The sequence below is a fragment of the Pseudoalteromonas sp. NH0006-46 genome (assembly GCF_057547735.1).
Genome location: NZ_BAAJML010000001.1, coordinates 508,892 through 527,123 on the forward strand (window position 1 = coordinate 508,892; position 18,232 = coordinate 527,123).

Genomic DNA, 18,232 nt, shown 5'->3' on the forward strand with positions numbered 1-18,232 from the left:
TTTTTATGCCTTATATGAAACAACTTCACCTTACCCCGTATCGCTTTTCTTGCAAGAAAGTGAGCTATCAGGCAAGGTAGTGCGATAAAATTTATGAATCATAATATTTAAATTAATAGCAGGAGCTAAAATGTCTCAGTATGAAAATGTAAGTGTAGTTAAAAAAGCAAACGTGTATTTTGACGGTAAAGTATCGAGCCGTACGGTTGTGTTTAGCGATGGAACAACTAAAACATTAGGCTTTATGCAGCCGGGTGAATTTGTATTTGATACCAGTAAAAAAGAACTCATGGAGTTGTTAGGTGGTCAGTGGGATATTTTATTACCAGGCGAGAGTGAGTGGAAAACATTTAACGCGGGCGAATCGTTTAATGTAGATGCTAACGTAAGCTTTAAAGTAAAAGTAACAGACTTTGCCGATTACTGCTGCTCTTACACAGACTAAACGTTAGACGTCTGAAAGCCCATACTTTATGGGCTTTGCATAAAGTTTGCGCAACCTATGATTTAAATCAGATAAACGAGTAAATAAACCTCAAAAATCTCTCTTTTTTCCTTGTGTTAATCTAAATAGCCCCCAATACTATTTATGAGGTAACAAATAAAAGGATACCCTATGAAAATTAATCTTTCTGGTCACCATGTTGAAGTTACTGACTCTATTAGAGAGCACATCAACGAAAAATTTTCTAAAATTGAGAGCCATTTTCCATCACTTATTTCTCTCGATATGATCTTGTCTAAAGAGCATCATAAAATCCAAGCAGAAATTAGCACTAATTACGAAGGTGCGCGAATATCAGTAAAAGGGGAAAACGAAGTAATGTACCCAGCTATTGCAAGCGCAGCTAAAAAACTCGATGCAGCACTAAAACATCGAAAAGGCCAAATAAAAGCAAACTTACACGAAAAGCCTGTTAGTACAACACCAGAAATAGCACATGAGATCATCCAAGAGATGGATCTTAAATAAACGGTCAAAATGTTACATAAAAAAGAGCCTTTAGGCTCTTTTTTATTGCCTGTAATTTAGGTAAGTTATTCGCTCTTGCAGATTATTAATTGAATAAATTAGTAAAAAGAGCGCATAACACACACAATTTGAGAAATTAATGCAACAAACACAAGCAATATGGAAATCTCGCATAGGCGCCCTTGGCCCGGGTATTTTAATGGCCACCGCCGCAATTGGAGGCTCACACTTAGTTGCATCAACTCAAGCAGGCGCATTATTTGGTTGGCAACTTTTTTGGCTTATATTGGCGGTAAACGTATTAAAATACCCTTTTTTTCGTTTTGGTATGGAATACACCTTAACCACTAAGAATAGCTTAGTAGAAGGCTATAAAAACAAAGGGCCCGTTTATTTTTATAGCTTTATAGGGCTTAACATACTTGCTGCCATAGTAAATACCGCTGGTGTATTACTACTCACAGCAAGTTTACTGCATTATGCGTTGCCAATAGTGATAGAAGTAACGCTACTGTGTTGGATATTGCTCGGTGTTTGCTTAGTCATATTATTGTTAGGGCACTTTAAAGCGCTCGACAGCGTTGCTAAAGGCATAATGGGGCTATTAACGTTAGCTACAGTTATTGCACTGGTTATTGCGTTTAGTAATGGCCCAATGGCGCCAGCTGATTATGTTGGCCCATCACCTTACGAGCTGGCTATGCTAAGCTTTATGGTCGCGTTAATGGGCTGGATGCCAGCACCAATAGAAATATCGGCGCTTAGCTCGCTTTGGCTAAAAGAAAAACAAGCCCAGCTAACAGTCACTAAAAGCCAAGGCTTGTTTGATTTTAACGTAGGGTATTGGTTAACAGCGTGCTTAGCATTAGTATTTTTTAGTTTAGGAGTCCTTGTGCAATACGGGCAAAGCAGCAATATAGAACTTGGCGGTGTTGCTTTTGCTAAACAGCTCATTGATATGTACGCACTCACAATAGGCGAGTGGGCAAGGCCGCTTGTATCAGCTATTGCCTTTTTATGTATGTTTGGCACCACACTCACCGTGCTTGACGGCTACGCACGCACACTTAACGAATCACACAAATTACTTGGTTTTAAGCAATCAAAACACAGCTTAAATAGTTGGCTTGTACTACAAGCACTAGCTGGCATGGCCGTTATTTTATTTTTTAAATCAGCCCTTGGCCCCATGCTTACCTTTGCCATGACACTTGCTTTTGTAACCACCCCCGTTTTTGCATGGCTTAACTTTAGCCTTGTACGCTCAGAGCCCGCCATTAAACACAGCGTGCTATTACGCAGCTTAACGTGGTTAGGGCTAGTGTATTTAGTCGGTTTTGCTGCTGCGTTTGTTGTGTGGAAACTAGCAGCTTAAATTTCGCTATTTACTTAAGGGCTTTACTTAAGTGCATTAGTTAAAGCCCTAAAGCATAAAATTTAAATGAGGCATAAATGGATATTAGAACAGGTGAGCTTTCAAACCCACACGTTATAAAGTTACTACAAGCGCATCATAACGATATGCTAAAGCACTCACCTGTTGAGAGCGTACATGCACTTGATGTGAGTAAACTCACTCAACTCGATGTAACCTTTTATAGCTTATGGGTTGATAAAATTAAGCTTTAAATAAGCAGTTTTGCTTCTATGTTCTCCTCTTATCAATAAGGTTCATAGATTAATCTGTATCCAATAACTGAAAGCTGGGAGCTTGTACAGATACAAACAATGTCGTTCCGTTATCCTGTTCTATAAAATGCTAAAAACTCTCAAATTCATTTTAATATTAAAAATTTATGTTTATATAGCAAATAGTTCTAAAGTACGTTTTTAGAGAGGTGCAAGGCTATTCACTGAGATCCAAGGTTATTCGCAGGAACGGTATTGTTGTAACTGTTGTAACGGTCGGTTATATTCTTTTACACGGTAAATATTTAAACAAATTAACATTTGTACATTTGGATACCGCTTGGTAGTAAAGCAATACTACTACTTTTCCACGCCAGGAGACGTAATATGATTACATACAATGAAGAAGATTGGCCAATATAGCCTTTCACTAGTTTTAAAGAAAAGAGCCTAAATGGCTCTTTTTTTGTTCTAAGGAATGAATAAGTGAGTAAGCGTGATTCAATGAAAAGTATTTTTATTCTTTGGTTTATAGTGGCTCCTGTTGCAGGAATTTACTTTATATCAAAGATGGACCCTAAACTCTTTCCAAGCGGAGCTGTTTTGCTCTCTGCTTTACTGGGCTTATCAGCAGCATTAGCAGGAATGTTTTACCAACGCCAAACAGCGAAAGAAAAAAATACATTAGATTTTCAACAAAAGCTTAAAGATGATAAAGATTATTTAGCGCATGTGGTTGTATTAGGTGGAATAATACATAGCCTTGAAAGAAAGCAGACACTCTTAGAGCTTGCAAAGCCTGAAAACTCTAATGACTCTAGGGTTATGTCTATACGTTATGTTTTAAATACTTGGGAACAAGCGGCAAATGCTATTAGGCATAAGTTGTATGATGAAGAATTTTTGTACTCCTCACATAAATCTTCTGTTATAGATCTTAGCCTACACTTAAGACCGTTTATTAGAGCACGCCAAAAGAAAAATATTTCTCTTTATTCTGACTTTAGCCTATTGGCATTAAAGTGGACTATCAAAAGAGATAGTTTTGAATCACAACAAACAAAAAAAGAATTGAAGCGTATATTCAGACAACTTGATAAAGTTAAGTCAGGAAAAATAAACCCGACACAAAAATAAACCCGACACAAAAATAAACCTACCTTAACTCGGTAAGTCGGCTTGTTTCTAATAAATTTATCATTTACTGTCGGATGGTGTGGCTTCGTCACTTATCCAACTTACGCCTAAAGTAACGTTGAAAAGGTTGGTTAAGCCGAAGTCGCCACTCAACAATGTTATAGGCTCACGCCCGAAGCTCTGCTGCCAGCGCTGAGCCGAGGTAAATTAATATCTAGCTCAGCTCTTTTATTGCTCTGCTTATCCCGTCTAAACTCAGGGCGTACATGCGGTTGTTCATTAACTCTTTTATAAAGCCAATTGATTGATAATACGGCCAGTGTTCAACGGGTTGTGGGTTGAGCCAGGCGACTTTATCAAAGTGATTTGTTATACGTTGCAACCATGCACTGCCGGGCTCTTCGTTGTAATGCTCTACCGAGCCGCCCGGGTAGGCTATTTCGTATGGGCCCATAGTGGCATCACCCACAAATATTACTTTATAGTCGCTGGTAAATTTATTAATCAGCGTCATGGTGTCAACAACGTTTGAATGGCGGCGCGCATTGTCTTGCCAAACGTGTTCGTATAAACAGTTATGAAAGTAGTAAAACTCTAGGTGTTTAAATTCACCGTGGGCGGCGCTAAATAGCTCTTCGCAGGTATGAATGTAGTCATCCATTGAGCCGCCAATATCAAATAGCATCAATACTTTTACGGCATTATGGCGTTCGGGTGCCATTTTTACATCTAGCATGCCGCCTTGCTTTGCTGTCGCGCGAATGGTCTCGTTTAAATCTAGGGTGTCGCTTGCGCCAGTACGGGCAAATTTACGTAGTTTTTTAAGGGCGAGTTTAATAGTGCGCGAGCCAATTTCTCTGTCGGTATCGAGGTTACGGTATTCGCGTTTATCCCACACTTTTACTGCTTGACGGTTGCGGTTACCGTCTTGCCCTATACGCACGCCTTCTGGGTTATAGCCGTAGGCACCAAAAGGCGATGTGCCGCCAGTGCCGACCCACTTATTGCCGCCAGCATGGCGTTTTTGTTGCTCTTGTAAACGCTCTTTTAGGGTTTTCATGAGCTCGTCGAGCCCGCTCATGGCTTTTAGTTGGGCTTTTTCTTCATCGCTTAGGTGCTTTTCAAACTCTTTACGCAACCAATCTTCAGGTAGGTTGTGTTGCTGCTTTAAGCTCTCGAGTAGGTCTAAGTCGGCAATACCGCTAAAGTAGTCGCTAAAGGCTTTATCGAACCTATCAAAATGGGTTTCGTCTTTTACCATTATAGTGCGCGCTAAATGGTAAAAGGCGTCTACGTCGGCAAATATAACGCCTTTTTTTAAGGCGTTAATTAAATCGAGCAGTTCACGCAGGCTTACCGGTAAGCGGTATTCACGCAGTTTGAAAAAAAACTGTACTAGCATGTTAGCGACGGCTCATAAACGCGAGTTTTTCGATTAGGCTTATGTCTTGCTCGTTTTTAAGTAGCGCGCCAAACATTGGCATTAAACCGCCTTTTTGTGCTTTGTCGTGCAGTGTTTTTGCGTCTATGTCTTCTGCCATTAAAAGCTTTAACCAATCGAGTAATTCGCTGGTGGAGGGCTTCTTTTTCAGGCCATTGGCTTCACGTAAGTTAAAAAATACCTCTAGCGCTTGGCGTACTAAATCTTGTTTAACATTGGGGTAGTGTACGTCAATAATTTGCTGCATTTCGTCACTACTTGGAAAATCAATATAATGAAAAAAGCAGCGGCGTAAAAAGGCATCTGGCAATTCTTTTTCATTGTTTGAAGTGATGATCACAATAGGGCGCTCTTTGGCTACAATGCGCTCGTTGGTTTCGTAAACATGAAACTCCATTTTATCGAGTTCAAGTAGTAAATCGTTTGGAAACTCAATATCGGCTTTATCTATTTCATCAATTAAAAGTACAGGGCGCTTACCATTAAGCTCGGCATAGGTAAACGCTTGCCACAGTTTACCTTTAACAATGTAGTTGCCAATGTTGTGTACGCGTTCGTCACCGAGTTGGCTGTCGCGTAGGCGCGATACGGCATCGTATTCGTACAAACCTTGCTGCGCTTTGGTGGTCGATTTAATGTGCCACTGAATAAGCTCGGTATCTAAACTTTTTGCAAGCTCTTCGGCCAGCATGGTTTTACCCGTGCCTGGTTCACCTTTAATTAATAATGGTTTTTCGAGCATAATGGCGGCATTTACAGCCTGTTTTAGCGAGCTGCTTGCGATGTAATTGTCAGTAGAATTAAATTGCACGGTTTACCCTTGTCTGGTCTGAGCAGTATTGAATGGGCTTATAATGCCACAGTTAATCTGCAGGTCCAAGGTAGGCAAAACGAGGTATAGTTTTACCCTCTTTTTCAACGGTTTCTAAAAACATACTAAGTGGCCGTGCCCAAATACCAAATTCACCGTACAAGGCCTGGTAAATAACTAGCTGCTCGTCTGTTTCGCTATGGGTTGCTTGATATAAAACTTTGTACTGCGGGCCTTTGTAGTGTTGATATAAACCTGATTTGAGTGAAATTGGTTTTATTGCTGTAGTCATGTTTTGATCTCTTGTATAATTTGCGTTTGCACTTTGAATGCTAACTAATTTGCCAATATTATGAACTATATTTCGTTAGATGATTACAAAAAGGCGTGGGTTTTTCGCCATAAAGACATTCCGGTATCAAGTGATGACGCAGCTAAAATAAAACCAATGAGCGACGAGCGCGCGGCTGTGCTTTGGAGCACAATGGTAAGCCGGGAGTTTGACCACCCCGATTTTTTTGATGACAGCATGTGGTGCGGCCAAGATAAAAGCTTTAGTGGTGAAGTTAACTGGGAAGCTGCTTGGGAAAATGGCGATGCTTTACCACCTCAAGAAATTTTAGAATTTTTAGGATGGGAAGCAAATACCACGGTGTATTTTTGTATGGCACGCGACAATATTATTGAGACGTCGTTTGATGTATTTAAACGTAATTGGCAAAATTTTATGTTTTTAGCCGATGGCAGTTTACTGATTGGTAAAAAGCGCAACAGTGTTGTGCAATTTTTAGAGTCGGGTAAAGCTAAGTTAGGTGAAAAGCCAAGCGCTTAATTTATTATGCATGCTTAAAAACTATTCAGTACTGTGTTATAAAACAGTTATCTGAATGTTTTTGAGTAGAACAATTGGTCGCGAAAAATCAGTCACTTGGTGAACAGCAGCAAGTTGAAATTTGGCAAACTGATGCGCAAAAAGCGCTTTATGCGCAGTTGTGCAATGCATTTTATCAGCGAGAAGTTCAGCGCTTAGTTGCTGAGCCTAATGCCGATAAGCTGCGTAGGCAGTTAAAAAGTTTGCCTTATTACATTGAACGAGCTGCATCGCTTGTAGTAAACGGGCATTCACCTTTTACGCTTGATGCACAAAATGGCTCGTGGCTTGAAAAACAAAAAGCAACACCACCCGATGTAAATAAACAAGCCAATGAACTTTTTTTTCATGCACATGCCAAAGTGGGGCTGATTGTTCCTGTTGTGGTAAACCAGTATGACAAGTTGCTTCTTAGAATAGACAGCATTGATCAGGTGTCTGAAAATAAGTTGCATTGCAACGAACTAGGGTGGTTTGATTTTTTAGGTGAGAGCCTTGAAGAACAAAATGCGCAATTAATTAAACCGAGTAAAATAAGTTTAGCAGCAGCATGTTGTGGCCACCAATGGCAGTTTTCAAAGCGCAGTATTCCGCGTGTATTATCATTACGTGAAATGCTACTGGCAGGGAATATTAATTGGCGCAATATAAAACGCCCATTAGCTTAGTTAAGCTAAAATTTTTAAATTATTAAATAAGGAGTGTTAAATGCGTGTTTTTCAAGTTTGCTTACTGTGCTTAGCACTGTTTGTTCAATACAGGTTATGGTTTGGTCAAAATGGTGTGCAAGACTACTCGCGCTTAAAAGGCGCGGTGGCAACCCACCAAGACACGAACGAAAAGCTAATAAAACGTAATAAAGTGCTTAAAGCCGATATAGAAGATTTAAAACTTGGCCTTGAAGGCATTGAAGAACGTGCTCGCAACGAATTAGGAATGATTAAACCGGACGAAACATTTATTCGTGTTTTACCGGGTAACCAATATGAGAAATAAACAAACCATAGTCGCGATTGTACCCGCAGCGGGTGTAGGCAGCAGAATGCAGCACAATGCACCTAAACAATATATACAGTTAGCGGGTAAAACAATTTTAGAACACACCCTAACTAAACTATCTCAATTACCACAACTACAAGCTATTGTTGTTGCCCTCAGTGATACAGATCCATACTTTGACGACTTACCACTAACAGATGCTCGTATTGTCCGAGCTACTGGTGGAAAAGAGCGAGCTGACTCAGTGCTAAATAGTTTGTTATTTTTAGCACCTAACCCACCAGATTGGGTATTAGTGCACGATGCAGCGCGCCCGCTGGTAGATATAACAGATATAGAGCGCCTGATTAATGAGTGCCTTAGTGCAAATGAAGGCGGGATTTTAGCCAGTAAAGTAAAAGATACCATTAAACGTGGCGGTACACACTCAAAGCAAACCGTACCAAGAGATGACTTATGGCAAGCGCTCACGCCTCAATTTTTTAAGTACAATGATCTTAAAGATGCGCTACAAAATGCGTTACAAAATGGCGCAACTATTACTGACGAAGCCAGTGCTATTGAGTGGGTAAACAAACCGGTAAAACTGATAGCGGGTCGTAGCGATAATATTAAAATAACCACGCCAGAAGACTTAGCTTTGGCGGGGTTTTTATTAAATAAACAACAAAACGAGAGCGCAGTATGATACGAATTGGCCATGGTTTTGACGTTCATAAATTTGGCGGCGAAGGCCCGTTAACTATTTGTGGTGAAAAAATTGATTACCCGCAAGGCTTTTTAGCACATTCTGATGGCGATGTAGCTATTCATGCATTATGTGATGCTATTTTAGGTTCACTTGCTATGGGGGATATTGGTAAGCACTTTCCTGATACAGCGAGCGAATATGAAAATATAGACAGCCGTATTTTGCTTCGTCATGTTGTTAAATTAGCTAAAAACCAAGGTTATGTTTTAGGTAATGGCGATGTAACTATTGTGGCACAAGCACCAAAAATGCTACCGCACATACAGGCTATGCGCGTAAATTTAGCCAGCGATTTAAACTGCGATCTTAGCCAAATAAATGTTAAAGCTACCACAACCGAAAAGCTCGGTTTTGAAGGGCGCAAAGAGGGTATTTCTAGTCATGCAGTGGTTATTATGAGTAAAGAACCTACGAGTACAACAAACGCATGAGCGACTTAAATTATTTATACGGTGCGCCACTTTCTAAAGCTGATTTTAAAACCATTGCTGAAGACTTTATGGTGGATGAAGAGCTGGGTATTGAGTTTACTGGTAGTGGTGAGCATGTATGCTTGCAGGTGGTTAAAAAGGGCGAAAATACACAATACGTGGCTAAAATTATCGCTCAAAAGGCCGGGGTATCGCCCCGTGAAGTAAGTTATGCAGGCATGAAAGATCGCCATGGTGTGTGTAGCCAATGGTTTAGTGTAAAAGTGCCAATTAAAAAGCACATAGATTTTACAGAGCTGAACAGCGAGAGTATTTTTGTAGTATCTCAGCAGCGCCATGAGCGAAAGCTACGAACGGGTTGCCACAAAGGCAATAAATTTACCATTACCCTTCGTAATGTAACCGAGCCGCTTGATATATTATGCCGCATAAACGCGGTTCGCGCAGGTGTACCTAATTATTTTGGCGAGCAGCGTTTTGGTCGCGATGGTCATAATTTAGTGATGGCCGAAAAAATGTTTGCTGGCGAGCGTATTCGCGATAAGAAGTTACGCGGTATTATTATTTCAGCTGCGCGTTCACATATTTTTAATCAGCTTGTAAGTTTACGTGTAAAAGAGCACGGTCTGGCTAAAACGATGCATCGCGAAGTGTTTATGCTCAGTGGTAGTAATGCGTTTTTTGAAGATGCGATTAATGACGAAAACATAGAACGTTTAGCTTCTGGCGATATAGTTATGTCGGCACCAATGGCTGGTAAAAGTGATAAAGGGTTAACTGAGCAAGAAAAAATATGGCTTAAACCGTATCAAGCATGGTGCGATGGCTTAGGTGAGTTAGGGCTTAAAAATGAGCGCAGAATGTTGCGTTTGATTCCTGATAGTTTAGCTGTAGAAACGCTAGATGACACGACTCTTAAGCTCAGTTTTGGTTTACCCAAAGGGTGTTTTGCCACCGCGTTATTACGTGAGCTGGTGGACTATAAAGATGCAAGTCCCAAAGAGCGAAAAGAAAAGGATGATGGCATAAATGAAAATACTGTTAAGTAACGATGATGGCGTTAATGCTAAAGGCATAGCGGTTTTATATAACGCACTTACGCAAATTGCAGACGTCACTTTGGTGGCACCAGACCGTAATTGCAGTGGTGCGAGTAACTCGCTAACATTAATGAACCCATTGCGGGCAACACCGCTAGAAAACGGATTCATATCGGTCAATGGCACACCTACCGATTGTGTGCATTTAGGTGTTAATCAATTGGTTTCAGAAAAACCAGATTTAGTAGTGGCAGGTATTAACCATGGTGCCAACTTAGGTGACGATACGCTTTACTCTGGCACCGTTGCCGCTGCTACTGAGGGGCGTCATTTAGGGTTGCCTGCAATTGCGGTTTCCCTTTGCTCACACCATGGCGAGCACTTCGAAACAGCTGCAGCGGTCACAGTCAATATTATTAAAGAGCTTGCATCGCACCCATTACCAAAAGATCAAATCATTAATATTAACGTGCCTGATGTTCCGCTAAGCGAGTTAAAAGGTGTGCAGGTTACGCGTTTAGGTGCTCGGCATAAAGCCGAAACCATGACCAAGCAAACCGATCCATGGGGACGAAGTATCTATTGGTATGGCTCGCTTGGCACAGAGAGTGATGCAGGCGAAGGAACAGACTTTTATGCCATTAATAATGGCTTTGCATCTGTAACACCTTTAAGCGTTGATATGACAGCGCACGACAGCATAAATGCCCTTGGAAACTGGTTATCTGATTTGGAAATAAACCGTGCTTGCTAATTACACACGCAGCGCGAAAGTATTATCAGATTTACTTAAACGTGAAGGCGTTGAGGATCAAGGTGTACTTGATGCTATTGCAAATATACCGCGTCATTTATTTATTGATGATGTGTTGCAACATAAAGCTTATGAAAATACTGCGCTACCTATAGGGCAAGGACAAACTATTTCACAGCCCTATATTGTTGCCCGTATGACTGAGCTACTAAGACTTGCGGGTGTGCGCGATAAAGTATTAGAAATTGGCACGGGCTCTGGCTATCAAACAGCGGTGCTTGCTAAAACGTTTACTAAGGTTTACTCGGTAGAGCGTATAAAAGCACTGCAATGGCAAGCAAAACGTCGCTTGCAGCAGCTTGATTTATACAATGTAACAATGAAACATGGAGATGGCTGGCAAGGTTGGCAATCTCAAGCACCATTTAACGGTATTATTGTTACGGCTGCGGCTGCTACCTTACCTCAGGACTTGTTAAGTCAATTAGCCGATGGCGGTGTATTATTAGCGCCGATTGGTGAAGTTGAGCAAAAGTTAACAATGGTTATTCGAAAGGGCGAAAGCTTTACAGAACATGTTATTGCACCAGTAAGATTTGTACCTTTGGTACCTGGTGATATTGAATAGGAATTCACTTTGAAGTTGTTTACTAAGTTGTACGATATGGCCCTAGTATGGGCAAAGCACCGTCATGCGGAGCGTTATTTAGCAGGAATGAGTTTTGCTGAGTCTGTTTTTTTTCCAATCCCACCAGATGTAATGTTAGCGCCAATGTCGCTGGCACAACCTAGCAAGGCGTGGCGTTTTGCAAGCTTTACTACCATTGCTTCTGTCTTGGGCGGTGTAATTGGTTATTTACTTGGGTTTTGGCTTTTTGAACCTGTTGTAGAGCCGCTAATTGCACAAATGCATTGGCAAGAAAAGTTTGATGTAGCGTTAAATTGGTTTAAAGAGTATGGCGTTTGGGTGGTATTTTTAGCTGGCTTTTCACCCATACCTTATAAAGTATTTACAATTGGTGCTGGCGTTTTACAGATGGCATTTTTCCCTTTTTTAATCGCTTCAGCAATTGGGCGCGGCGCCCGATTTTTTCTGGTTGCAGCGCTTATGAAATGGGGTGGAGCGCAAATGGAGAAAAAATTACGTCAATATATTGAAGTGCTTGGCTGGGCATTAGTGGTATTAATTGCTGTTGCGTACTTTTTATTGCGTTAAGCTACATAAAATAGCGTTATTTAAACATGGAGAAAAGTACGATGAATAAACAATTTATACTTTATGTTGCTTTGTTCATTAGTGTTTTTCTCTTTGGTTGTTCATCTCGCCACGTTCCGGCTCCTGTTAGTAGTTTAAATAATAATGTTAATGGCTCAAATCATTTAATTAACATTGCGGGTGGCAAATACACAGTACAAAAAGGCGATACGCTTTATTCTATCGCGTTTAGCGCAGGGAAGGATTTTAGAGAAATTGCTGAAAATAATTTAATTTCAAGCCCTTATGTTATATACCCCGGCCAGTCAATATCCCTGATATCCACGAGCAAAAAAATAAAAGGCTCAAAAAATTATACGAATTTGAGTAAAAAGTCTAGAAAAAACACACAAAATAATAACAAAAAATTAAAGAAAGGACTTGATCAGCCAAAAAAACGAGAGTATGTTCAAAAACAAGCCAGTAATAAAGTTAGTAACCAAAAGCAGTTATCGAGCGGTAAATTAGCGTGGTTTTGGCCAGCAAAGGGCAAAATTACCAAACGCTTTTCTAATAAGGAAAACGGCTATAAAGGCTTACAAATTACTAATAAAATGGGGGCTTCAGTTTTAGCCGCTGCACAAGGAACGGTGGTGTATGCGGGTAACGCGCTTCGAGGGTACGGTAATTTAATCATTTTGAAACATAATGATGATTATCTAAGTGCTTATGCACATAACTCGAAATTACTTGTAAAAGAAAAGCAAAAAGTTAAGGCAGGACAAAAAATAGCAGAAATTGGAAATTCAGAGTCTTCGGTTACCGCGCTTCGCTTTGAAATTCGTTACCGGGGGAAAGCTGTCAACCCTGCTAAATACCTTCCTTAGATTTTAGGTATTGATAATTGCTCTGGAGAAGGCTTATGGCTAATGCAGCAAAAATTGAAAAAAATATTAGCAATGACGACAAGTTTGATGAAAACACCGTTGAAGAAGCAACACCGTTACTTGAAAAAGTAGATGACGAAGACATATTTGCAAAAGAAGAAGTTACTAAAAACCTTGATGCCACACAACTTTACTTAGGTGAAATAGGTTTCTCTCCATTATTAAGCGCAGAAGAAGAAGTATTTTTTGCTCGCAAATCTTTAAAAGGCTGCGAAGCCTCTCGTAAACGCATGATTGAAAGCAATTTACGTTTAGTTGTTAAAATTGCCCGTAGATACAATAACCGTGGACTTGCACTACTCGATTTAATTGAAGAAGGTAACTTAGGGTTAATTCGCGCTGTTGAAAAGTTTGACCCTGAGCGCGGCTTTAGATTTTCAACTTATGCAACATGGTGGATACGTCAAACAATTGAACGTGCCATTATGAACCAAACACGCACCATTCGTTTGCCTATCCATGTAGTGAAAGAGCTTAATGTTTACTTACGTACAGCACGAGAGCTAACCCAAAAGCTCGACCATGAACCAACTGCTGAAGAAATAGCTGAGTGCTTAGATAAGCCAGTTGAAGACGTAACCAAAATGCTACGTTTAAACGAAAAAATAGCCTCGGTTGATATGCCTATTGGTGGCGAAAACGATAGCGTTCTGCTAGATATTTTACCTGACGAAAAAGGCAATGGTCCAGAAGGTGAAGTACAAGACAACGAAATTAATAAGCACATTGTTGATTGGTTAGGAGAGTTAAACCTCAAGCAACGTGAAGTGCTCGCTCGCAGGTTTGGGTTACTCGGCTACGAGCCATCTACACTTGAAGATGTAGGCCGGGAAATAGGCCTAACACGAGAGCGAGTAAGACAAATACAAGTCGAAGCACTACGTCGTTTAAAAGATATTTTGCAACAAGAAGGGTTAAGCACTGATAGCTTATTTAACCAATTTTCTTAATAGTAAATGTAAGGCCTTACTGGGCTGGAATAAAAAAGCCGAAAAAATTAATCTTCGGCTTTTTTATGTTTTTTACAAGGCAAACTTAAAGCAATGTTTTTAATTTATAAAGCAATTCGTGAGCTTGTCTGGGTGTTAAGTTATCTGGATCAATTGACTTTAACTGTTCTTCCACTTGTGAAGGCTCAATAATCGCTTCGTTATTAAATGAAAATGTTTGTTGTTCTGTATTAGGCGCCGTTACACTTTGATGGTTTTCGAGTAGCTTAAGTTTTTGTTTAGCTTGCGCAATTACAGCTTTAGGTACGCCTGCAAGAGCGGCGACTTGTAGACCAAAGCTTTTGCTTGCTGCACCGTCTAGCACGGTATGCATAAATGCGATTGTGTCATTATGCTCTATTGCATCTAGGTGAACGTTTACAAGGCCTTGAGTTTGCTCTGCAAGCTCTGTAAGTTCAAAGTAGTGTGTTGCAAATAGTGTTTTAGCTGAAATTTTTGATGCTAAATGATCGGCCGTGGCATACGCAAGCGAAAGCCCGTCGTAGGTGCTTGTTCCTCGCCCAATTTCATCCATTAACACTAACGACTGCGCTGTCGCATTATTTAAAATAGTGGCGGTTTCGGTCATTTCAACCATGAAGGTTGAGCGGCCAGAGGCTAAATCATCACTTGCACCAATACGCGTAAATATACGGTCTATATTACCTATTTTCGCGCTATCTGCAGGCACATAACTGCCAATGTGTGCCATGAGTACAATAAGCGCTGTTTGGCGCATATAGGTTGATTTACCACCCATATTTGGACCTGTAATAATCAACATTTTGCGCTGGCTATTAAGCTCTACAGGATTTGCAATGAAGGGTTCTTTCATTACTTGCTCTACAACGGGGTGACGGCCTTGTTTAATGCTAATGTTGTCGTTGTCGCATAACTCTGGTTTAGCATAATTAAGCGCAAAGGCGCGCTCTGCTAAGTTGTTTAGCACATCTAAGTCAGCAAGCGATGCGGCCATTATTTGCAGCTGTTCAATGTGAGGGGCTATAAATTCAAATAACTCTTCGTATAGTAGTTTTTCAAGCGCGAGTGCTTTTGATTGGCTGCCAAGTACTTTGTCTTCATGCTCTTTAAGCTCAGGAATAATATAGCGCTCATTATTTTTAAGCGTCTGGCGACGAATGTAATCAGCTGGTACTAAATGAGAATTAGCACGGCTTACTTCTATAAAAAAACCGTGCACTCGGTTATAGCCAATTTTTAATGTGCTAATACCTGTGCGTTCACGCTCGCGTTGTTCAAGCTGCTCAAGTACATCTGTGGCACCTTTACTCAGGTTACGCCACTCATCTAATTCACTATTATAACCAGGTGCAATTACGCCCCCATCACGAATAAGTACTGGTGGATTATCAATAACAGCACGCTCTAGTAATGCTTGTAATTCAGGTAGTTCTGGCGAGTGTTTGATAATACTCGCTATGCGCGGGTCGCTCGCATCATTTAATAAGTTATGTAGTGGTGCAAGTGCCTGTAGTGCACTGCGCAAGCGTGTTAAATCTCTTGGGCGTGCAGTGCATAGTGCTAAACGCGCTATTACACGCTCTATATCACCAATATCTTTTAATGATTCATGTAATTCGCCGTAAAGCTGTACGTCTAAAATTGCGCTAATGGCATTTAAGCGAGAATTAAGCTCATTTTTATTACGAACTGGCGTATGGATTCGGCGTTTTAATAAGCGCGATCCCATTGCTGTAGCGGTTTTATCAAGTACTTGGGCAAGCGTATTTTCAAACCCGCCAGATAGGTTAACAGTAAGCTCTAAGTTTTTACGGGTTGCGGCATCTAAAATAACAGCATGCTCGTTATGTTCAAGCGTAATGGCGCGAATGTGAGGTAAAGCAATTCGTTGTGTATCTTTTACGTATTGCATTAAACAGCCGGCGGCTACGAGTGCAGTATGTGCTTTATCTACACCAAAGCCGACTAAATCTTTTGTACCAAATTGATCGCATAATAAGTGCTGGGCCGTATCTAAGTCGAACTCCCATTCAGGGCGGCGACGAGCGCCTTTGATATGCTCAATCAAATGGGTGTTTTCAAAGCTTTCGCTATATAAAAGTTCTGCTGGTGACAAACGCTGTAGAGTTGAACAAAATGCCTCATCGGTACTTACCTCTACAATGTTAAAACGACCAGAATTTATATCAAGGTAAGCGATTCCGTATTGGCCCTTTTTATTTTGCCAAACACTGGTCAGTAGATTGTCTTGTCGCTCTTGTAGCAGCGCTTCATCCGAAATGGTGCCCGGTGTTACAATACGCACTACTTTTCGCTCAACAGGACCTTTACTGGTTGCGGGGTCGCCAACTTGTTCACAAATAGCAACAGATTCGCCCATTTGTACTAAACGAGCTAGGTAGTTTTCTACGGCATGATAAGGCACACCTGCCATAGGAATTGGGTCGCCACCGGCTTTGCCGCGCTGGGTTTGCGAAATATCGAGTAATTGCGCTGCACGTTTTGCGTCGTCAAAGAAAAGCTCATAAAAATCACCCATACGATAAAACAATAAAATATCGCGATGCTCTGATTTTATTTTTAGATACTGCTGCATCATAGGGGTTTGTTGTTTTATAGTGTGTGGTGCAAAAAGATCAAACGACATGTATTTACCCAAAGGCTGAATATGGAATTACATCAAGAGATTAAAACACTTGCTGCGCAATTAGGTGCTATTTTAACGGATAAATGCTTATGGATCACTACTGCTGAATCATGTACGGGGGGAGGGGTCAGTTATGCCCTCACAGATACCCCCGGTAGCTCTGGATATTTAGGGCGCGCATTTGTCACATATAGTAATGAAGCGAAGCACGAATTACTCAATGTAGCGACGAATACGTTAGAGCAATATGGTGCTGTGAGCGAGCAAACAGTAAAAGAAATGGCGCTGGGTGCAAAAAATATCGCTAATGCTGACGTTGCTATTGCTATATCGGGTATAGCTGGGCCGGGTGGAGCAACACAAGATAAACCTGTAGGTTTTGTATGGTTTTGCCTACAAATTGCAGATAAACAATTTACATTTAAGCATATATTTAGTGGCGACAGGGCAAGTGTAAGAGCTCAAGCTATTGAATTTTCATTAAAAATTGCGATTGAAAAGATAAAGTTATAAATTTTGCTTGATACTGTGATTTCATACAGTATACTTGTTCGCATTAGCCGGATTTGGAGAACAAAATGAACGATAATAAACAAAAAGCGTTAGATGCAGCCCTATCACAAATTGAGCGTCAATTTGGTAAAGGATCAATCATGAAGTTGGGTGACAACAAAGCCCTAAATATTGACGCCGTATCTACAGGTTCACTAGGGATCGACATTGCTTTAGGCATAGGCGGTTTACCAATGGGTCGTATTGTAGAAGTGTACGGTCCTGAATCATCAGGTAAAACTACGCTGACTTTGCAAGTTATCGCACAGGCTCAAAAAGAAGGCAAAACATGTGCCTTTGTTGATGCTGAGCATGCTCTAGATCCAGTATATGCACAAAAACTAGGTGTTAACATTGATGAGCTTTTAGTATCTCAACCAGATACGGGTGAGCAAGCGCTAGAAATTTGTGACATGTTAGTACGTTCAAGTGCGGTTGACGTGGTTATTGTCGATTCTGTTGCTGCACTTACACCAAAAGCTGAAATTGAAGGCGACATGGGCGACTCGCACATGGGCTTACAAGCACGTTTAATGTCGCAAGCATTACGTAAGCTTACGGGTAACATTAAACGTTCTAATACGTTATGTATTTTCATCAACCAAATTCGTATGAAAATTGGTGTAATGTTCGGTAACCCTGAAACAACAACCGGTGGTAACGCACTTAAGTTTTACGCGTCAGTTCGTATTGATATACGCAGAATTGGTTCTGTAAAGGAAGGCGATGAAGTTGTTGGTAATGAAACGCGTGTTAAAATTGTTAAGAATAAGGTAGCGCCTCCGTTTAAACAAGCCGAATTTATCATCATGTATGGTGAAGGTATTTCTAAGCAAGGTGAACTAATTGATTTAGGTGTTAAGCACAAAATTGTTGAAAAAGCAGGTGCTTGGTACAGTTACAATGGCAACAAGGTAGGCCAAGGTAAAAATAATTCGATCAAATTCCTAAAAGAAAATGTAGATATTGCGAACGAAATTGAAGGCAAACTACGCGATATGTTATTGCTTAAAGCGACAATTGAGCCAGAAGACGGTGAAGATGTGCTAGGTGATGAAGGCGACCTTTAAGCTTTACAATGTT

The 18,232-nt window shown here is 40.6% G+C and carries 21 protein-coding genes and 1 pseudogene; 18 read left to right on the forward strand and 4 right to left on the reverse strand.

Annotation, left to right across the window (positions count from 1 at the left end):
• Window positions 1-130 precede the first annotated feature (130 nt).
• From ppnP to AC27I2_RS02310, 5 genes and pseudogenes are all read left to right on the forward strand, one after another.
• On the forward strand, window positions 131-445 hold the full coding sequence (ppnP, locus tag AC27I2_RS02290; RefSeq protein ID WP_487203417.1) for a pyrimidine/purine nucleoside phosphorylase: 315 nt from the start codon (window positions 131-133) through the stop codon (window positions 443-445).
• Between the two features lie 171 nt (window positions 446-616).
• Window positions 617-973, forward strand: coding sequence for a ribosome hibernation-promoting factor, HPF/YfiA family (gene hpf / locus AC27I2_RS02295; protein WP_058403037.1), 357 nt, complete (start codon window positions 617-619; stop codon window positions 971-973).
• Between the two features lie 139 nt (window positions 974-1,112).
• Window positions 1,113-2,348, forward strand: a complete 1,236-nt coding sequence (locus AC27I2_RS02300; protein WP_058403036.1) for an NRAMP family divalent metal transporter — start codon at window positions 1,113-1,115, stop codon at window positions 2,346-2,348.
• A gap of 77 nt (window positions 2,349-2,425) precedes the next feature.
• Window positions 2,426-2,587, forward strand: a pseudogene (locus AC27I2_RS02305) (GNAT family N-acetyltransferase); the annotation flags it as partial.
• Between the two features lie 501 nt (window positions 2,588-3,088).
• Window positions 3,089-3,739, forward strand: coding sequence for a DUF4760 domain-containing protein (locus AC27I2_RS02310; protein ID WP_182695081.1), 651 nt, complete (start codon window positions 3,089-3,091; stop codon window positions 3,737-3,739).
• Window positions 3,740-3,953: 214 nt separating this feature from the next.
• Here AC27I2_RS02310 and AC27I2_RS02315 read toward each other — a convergent pair whose 3' ends face one another.
• From AC27I2_RS02315 to AC27I2_RS02325, 3 genes are read right to left on the reverse strand one after another with little or no spacing between them, the layout of a single operon-like run.
• Window positions 3,954-5,141 (reverse strand): vWA domain-containing protein, encoded by a 1,188-nt coding sequence (locus AC27I2_RS02315; protein WP_487203418.1) that lies wholly within the window; start codon window positions 5,139-5,141, stop codon window positions 3,954-3,956.
• Between the two features lies 1 nt (window position 5,142).
• On the reverse strand, window positions 5,143-5,991 hold the full coding sequence (locus tag AC27I2_RS02320) for an AAA family ATPase (RefSeq protein WP_058403033.1): 849 nt from the start codon (window positions 5,989-5,991) through the stop codon (window positions 5,143-5,145).
• 52 nt (window positions 5,992-6,043) lie between these two features.
• A complete protein-coding gene (locus tag AC27I2_RS02325) occupies window positions 6,044-6,283 on the reverse strand; it encodes a DUF1653 domain-containing protein (RefSeq protein WP_058403032.1) in 240 nt (79 codons plus the stop codon).
• 60 nt (window positions 6,284-6,343) lie between these two features.
• Between AC27I2_RS02325 and AC27I2_RS02330 the strand changes: the two genes are divergently transcribed.
• From AC27I2_RS02330 to rpoS, 11 genes are all read left to right on the forward strand, one after another.
• Window positions 6,344-6,823, forward strand: a complete 480-nt coding sequence (locus tag AC27I2_RS02330) for a DUF2947 domain-containing protein (RefSeq protein WP_058403031.1) — start codon at window positions 6,344-6,346, stop codon at window positions 6,821-6,823.
• Window positions 6,824-6,897: 74 nt separating this feature from the next.
• Window positions 6,898-7,530 (forward strand): hypothetical protein, encoded by a 633-nt coding sequence (locus tag AC27I2_RS02335; RefSeq protein ID WP_058403030.1) that lies wholly within the window; start codon window positions 6,898-6,900, stop codon window positions 7,528-7,530.
• Window positions 7,531-7,570: 40 nt separating this feature from the next.
• A complete protein-coding gene (gene ftsB, locus AC27I2_RS02340; RefSeq protein WP_006791955.1) occupies window positions 7,571-7,858 on the forward strand; it encodes a cell division protein FtsB in 288 nt (95 codons plus the stop codon).
• Window positions 7,848-8,549, forward strand: coding sequence for a 2-C-methyl-D-erythritol 4-phosphate cytidylyltransferase (gene ispD, locus AC27I2_RS02345; RefSeq protein ID WP_058403029.1), 702 nt, complete (start codon window positions 7,848-7,850; stop codon window positions 8,547-8,549). Before ftsB ends, ispD begins: the two co-directional genes overlap by 11 nt.
• On the forward strand, window positions 8,546-9,043 hold the full coding sequence (gene ispF, locus AC27I2_RS02350) for a 2-C-methyl-D-erythritol 2,4-cyclodiphosphate synthase (protein ID WP_058403028.1): 498 nt from the start codon (window positions 8,546-8,548) through the stop codon (window positions 9,041-9,043). Before ispD ends, ispF begins: the two co-directional genes overlap by 4 nt.
• Window positions 9,040-10,092 (forward strand): tRNA pseudouridine(13) synthase TruD, encoded by a 1,053-nt coding sequence (gene truD / locus AC27I2_RS02355; RefSeq protein WP_058403027.1) that lies wholly within the window; start codon window positions 9,040-9,042, stop codon window positions 10,090-10,092. The genes ispF and truD overlap by 4 nt, the downstream gene beginning before the upstream one ends.
• Entirely contained in the window at window positions 10,073-10,837 is a 765-nt protein-coding gene (surE, locus tag AC27I2_RS02360; RefSeq protein ID WP_058403026.1) for a 5'/3'-nucleotidase SurE, read from the forward strand. Before truD ends, surE begins: the two co-directional genes overlap by 20 nt.
• Window positions 10,827-11,465, forward strand: coding sequence for a protein-L-isoaspartate(D-aspartate) O-methyltransferase (locus AC27I2_RS02365; RefSeq protein WP_058403025.1), 639 nt, complete (start codon window positions 10,827-10,829; stop codon window positions 11,463-11,465). Before surE ends, AC27I2_RS02365 begins: the two co-directional genes overlap by 11 nt.
• 9 nt (window positions 11,466-11,474) lie before the next feature.
• Window positions 11,475-12,053 carry a YqaA family protein gene (locus AC27I2_RS02370; RefSeq protein WP_058403024.1) on the forward strand — a complete coding sequence of 193 codons (579 nt, stop codon included), beginning with the start codon at window positions 11,475-11,477 and terminating at the stop codon, window positions 12,051-12,053.
• A 41-nt stretch (window positions 12,054-12,094) separates the two neighbouring features.
• Window positions 12,095-12,919 carry a peptidoglycan DD-metalloendopeptidase family protein gene (locus tag AC27I2_RS02375; protein WP_058403023.1) on the forward strand — a complete coding sequence of 275 codons (825 nt, stop codon included), beginning with the start codon at window positions 12,095-12,097 and terminating at the stop codon, window positions 12,917-12,919.
• 35 nt (window positions 12,920-12,954) lie between these two features.
• Window positions 12,955-13,929 (forward strand): RNA polymerase sigma factor RpoS, encoded by a 975-nt coding sequence (gene rpoS / locus AC27I2_RS02380; protein WP_058403022.1) that lies wholly within the window; start codon window positions 12,955-12,957, stop codon window positions 13,927-13,929.
• Window positions 13,930-14,014: 85 nt separating this feature from the next.
• Here rpoS and mutS read toward each other — a convergent pair whose 3' ends face one another.
• Window positions 14,015-16,597, reverse strand: a complete 2,583-nt coding sequence (gene mutS, locus AC27I2_RS02385) for a DNA mismatch repair protein MutS (RefSeq protein ID WP_487203419.1) — start codon at window positions 16,595-16,597, stop codon at window positions 14,015-14,017.
• Between the two features lie 21 nt (window positions 16,598-16,618).
• Here mutS and AC27I2_RS02390 point away from each other — a divergent pair, with 21 nt between their 5' ends.
• Together AC27I2_RS02390 and recA are read left to right on the forward strand one after the other, a co-directional pair.
• Window positions 16,619-17,110, forward strand: a complete 492-nt coding sequence (locus tag AC27I2_RS02390) for a CinA family protein (protein WP_058403020.1) — start codon at window positions 16,619-16,621, stop codon at window positions 17,108-17,110.
• Window positions 17,111-17,175: 65 nt separating this feature from the next.
• Window positions 17,176-18,219, forward strand: a complete 1,044-nt coding sequence (gene recA, locus AC27I2_RS02395) for a recombinase RecA (RefSeq protein WP_487203420.1) — start codon at window positions 17,176-17,178, stop codon at window positions 18,217-18,219.
• The last annotated feature ends 13 nt before the right edge of the window (window positions 18,220-18,232 follow it).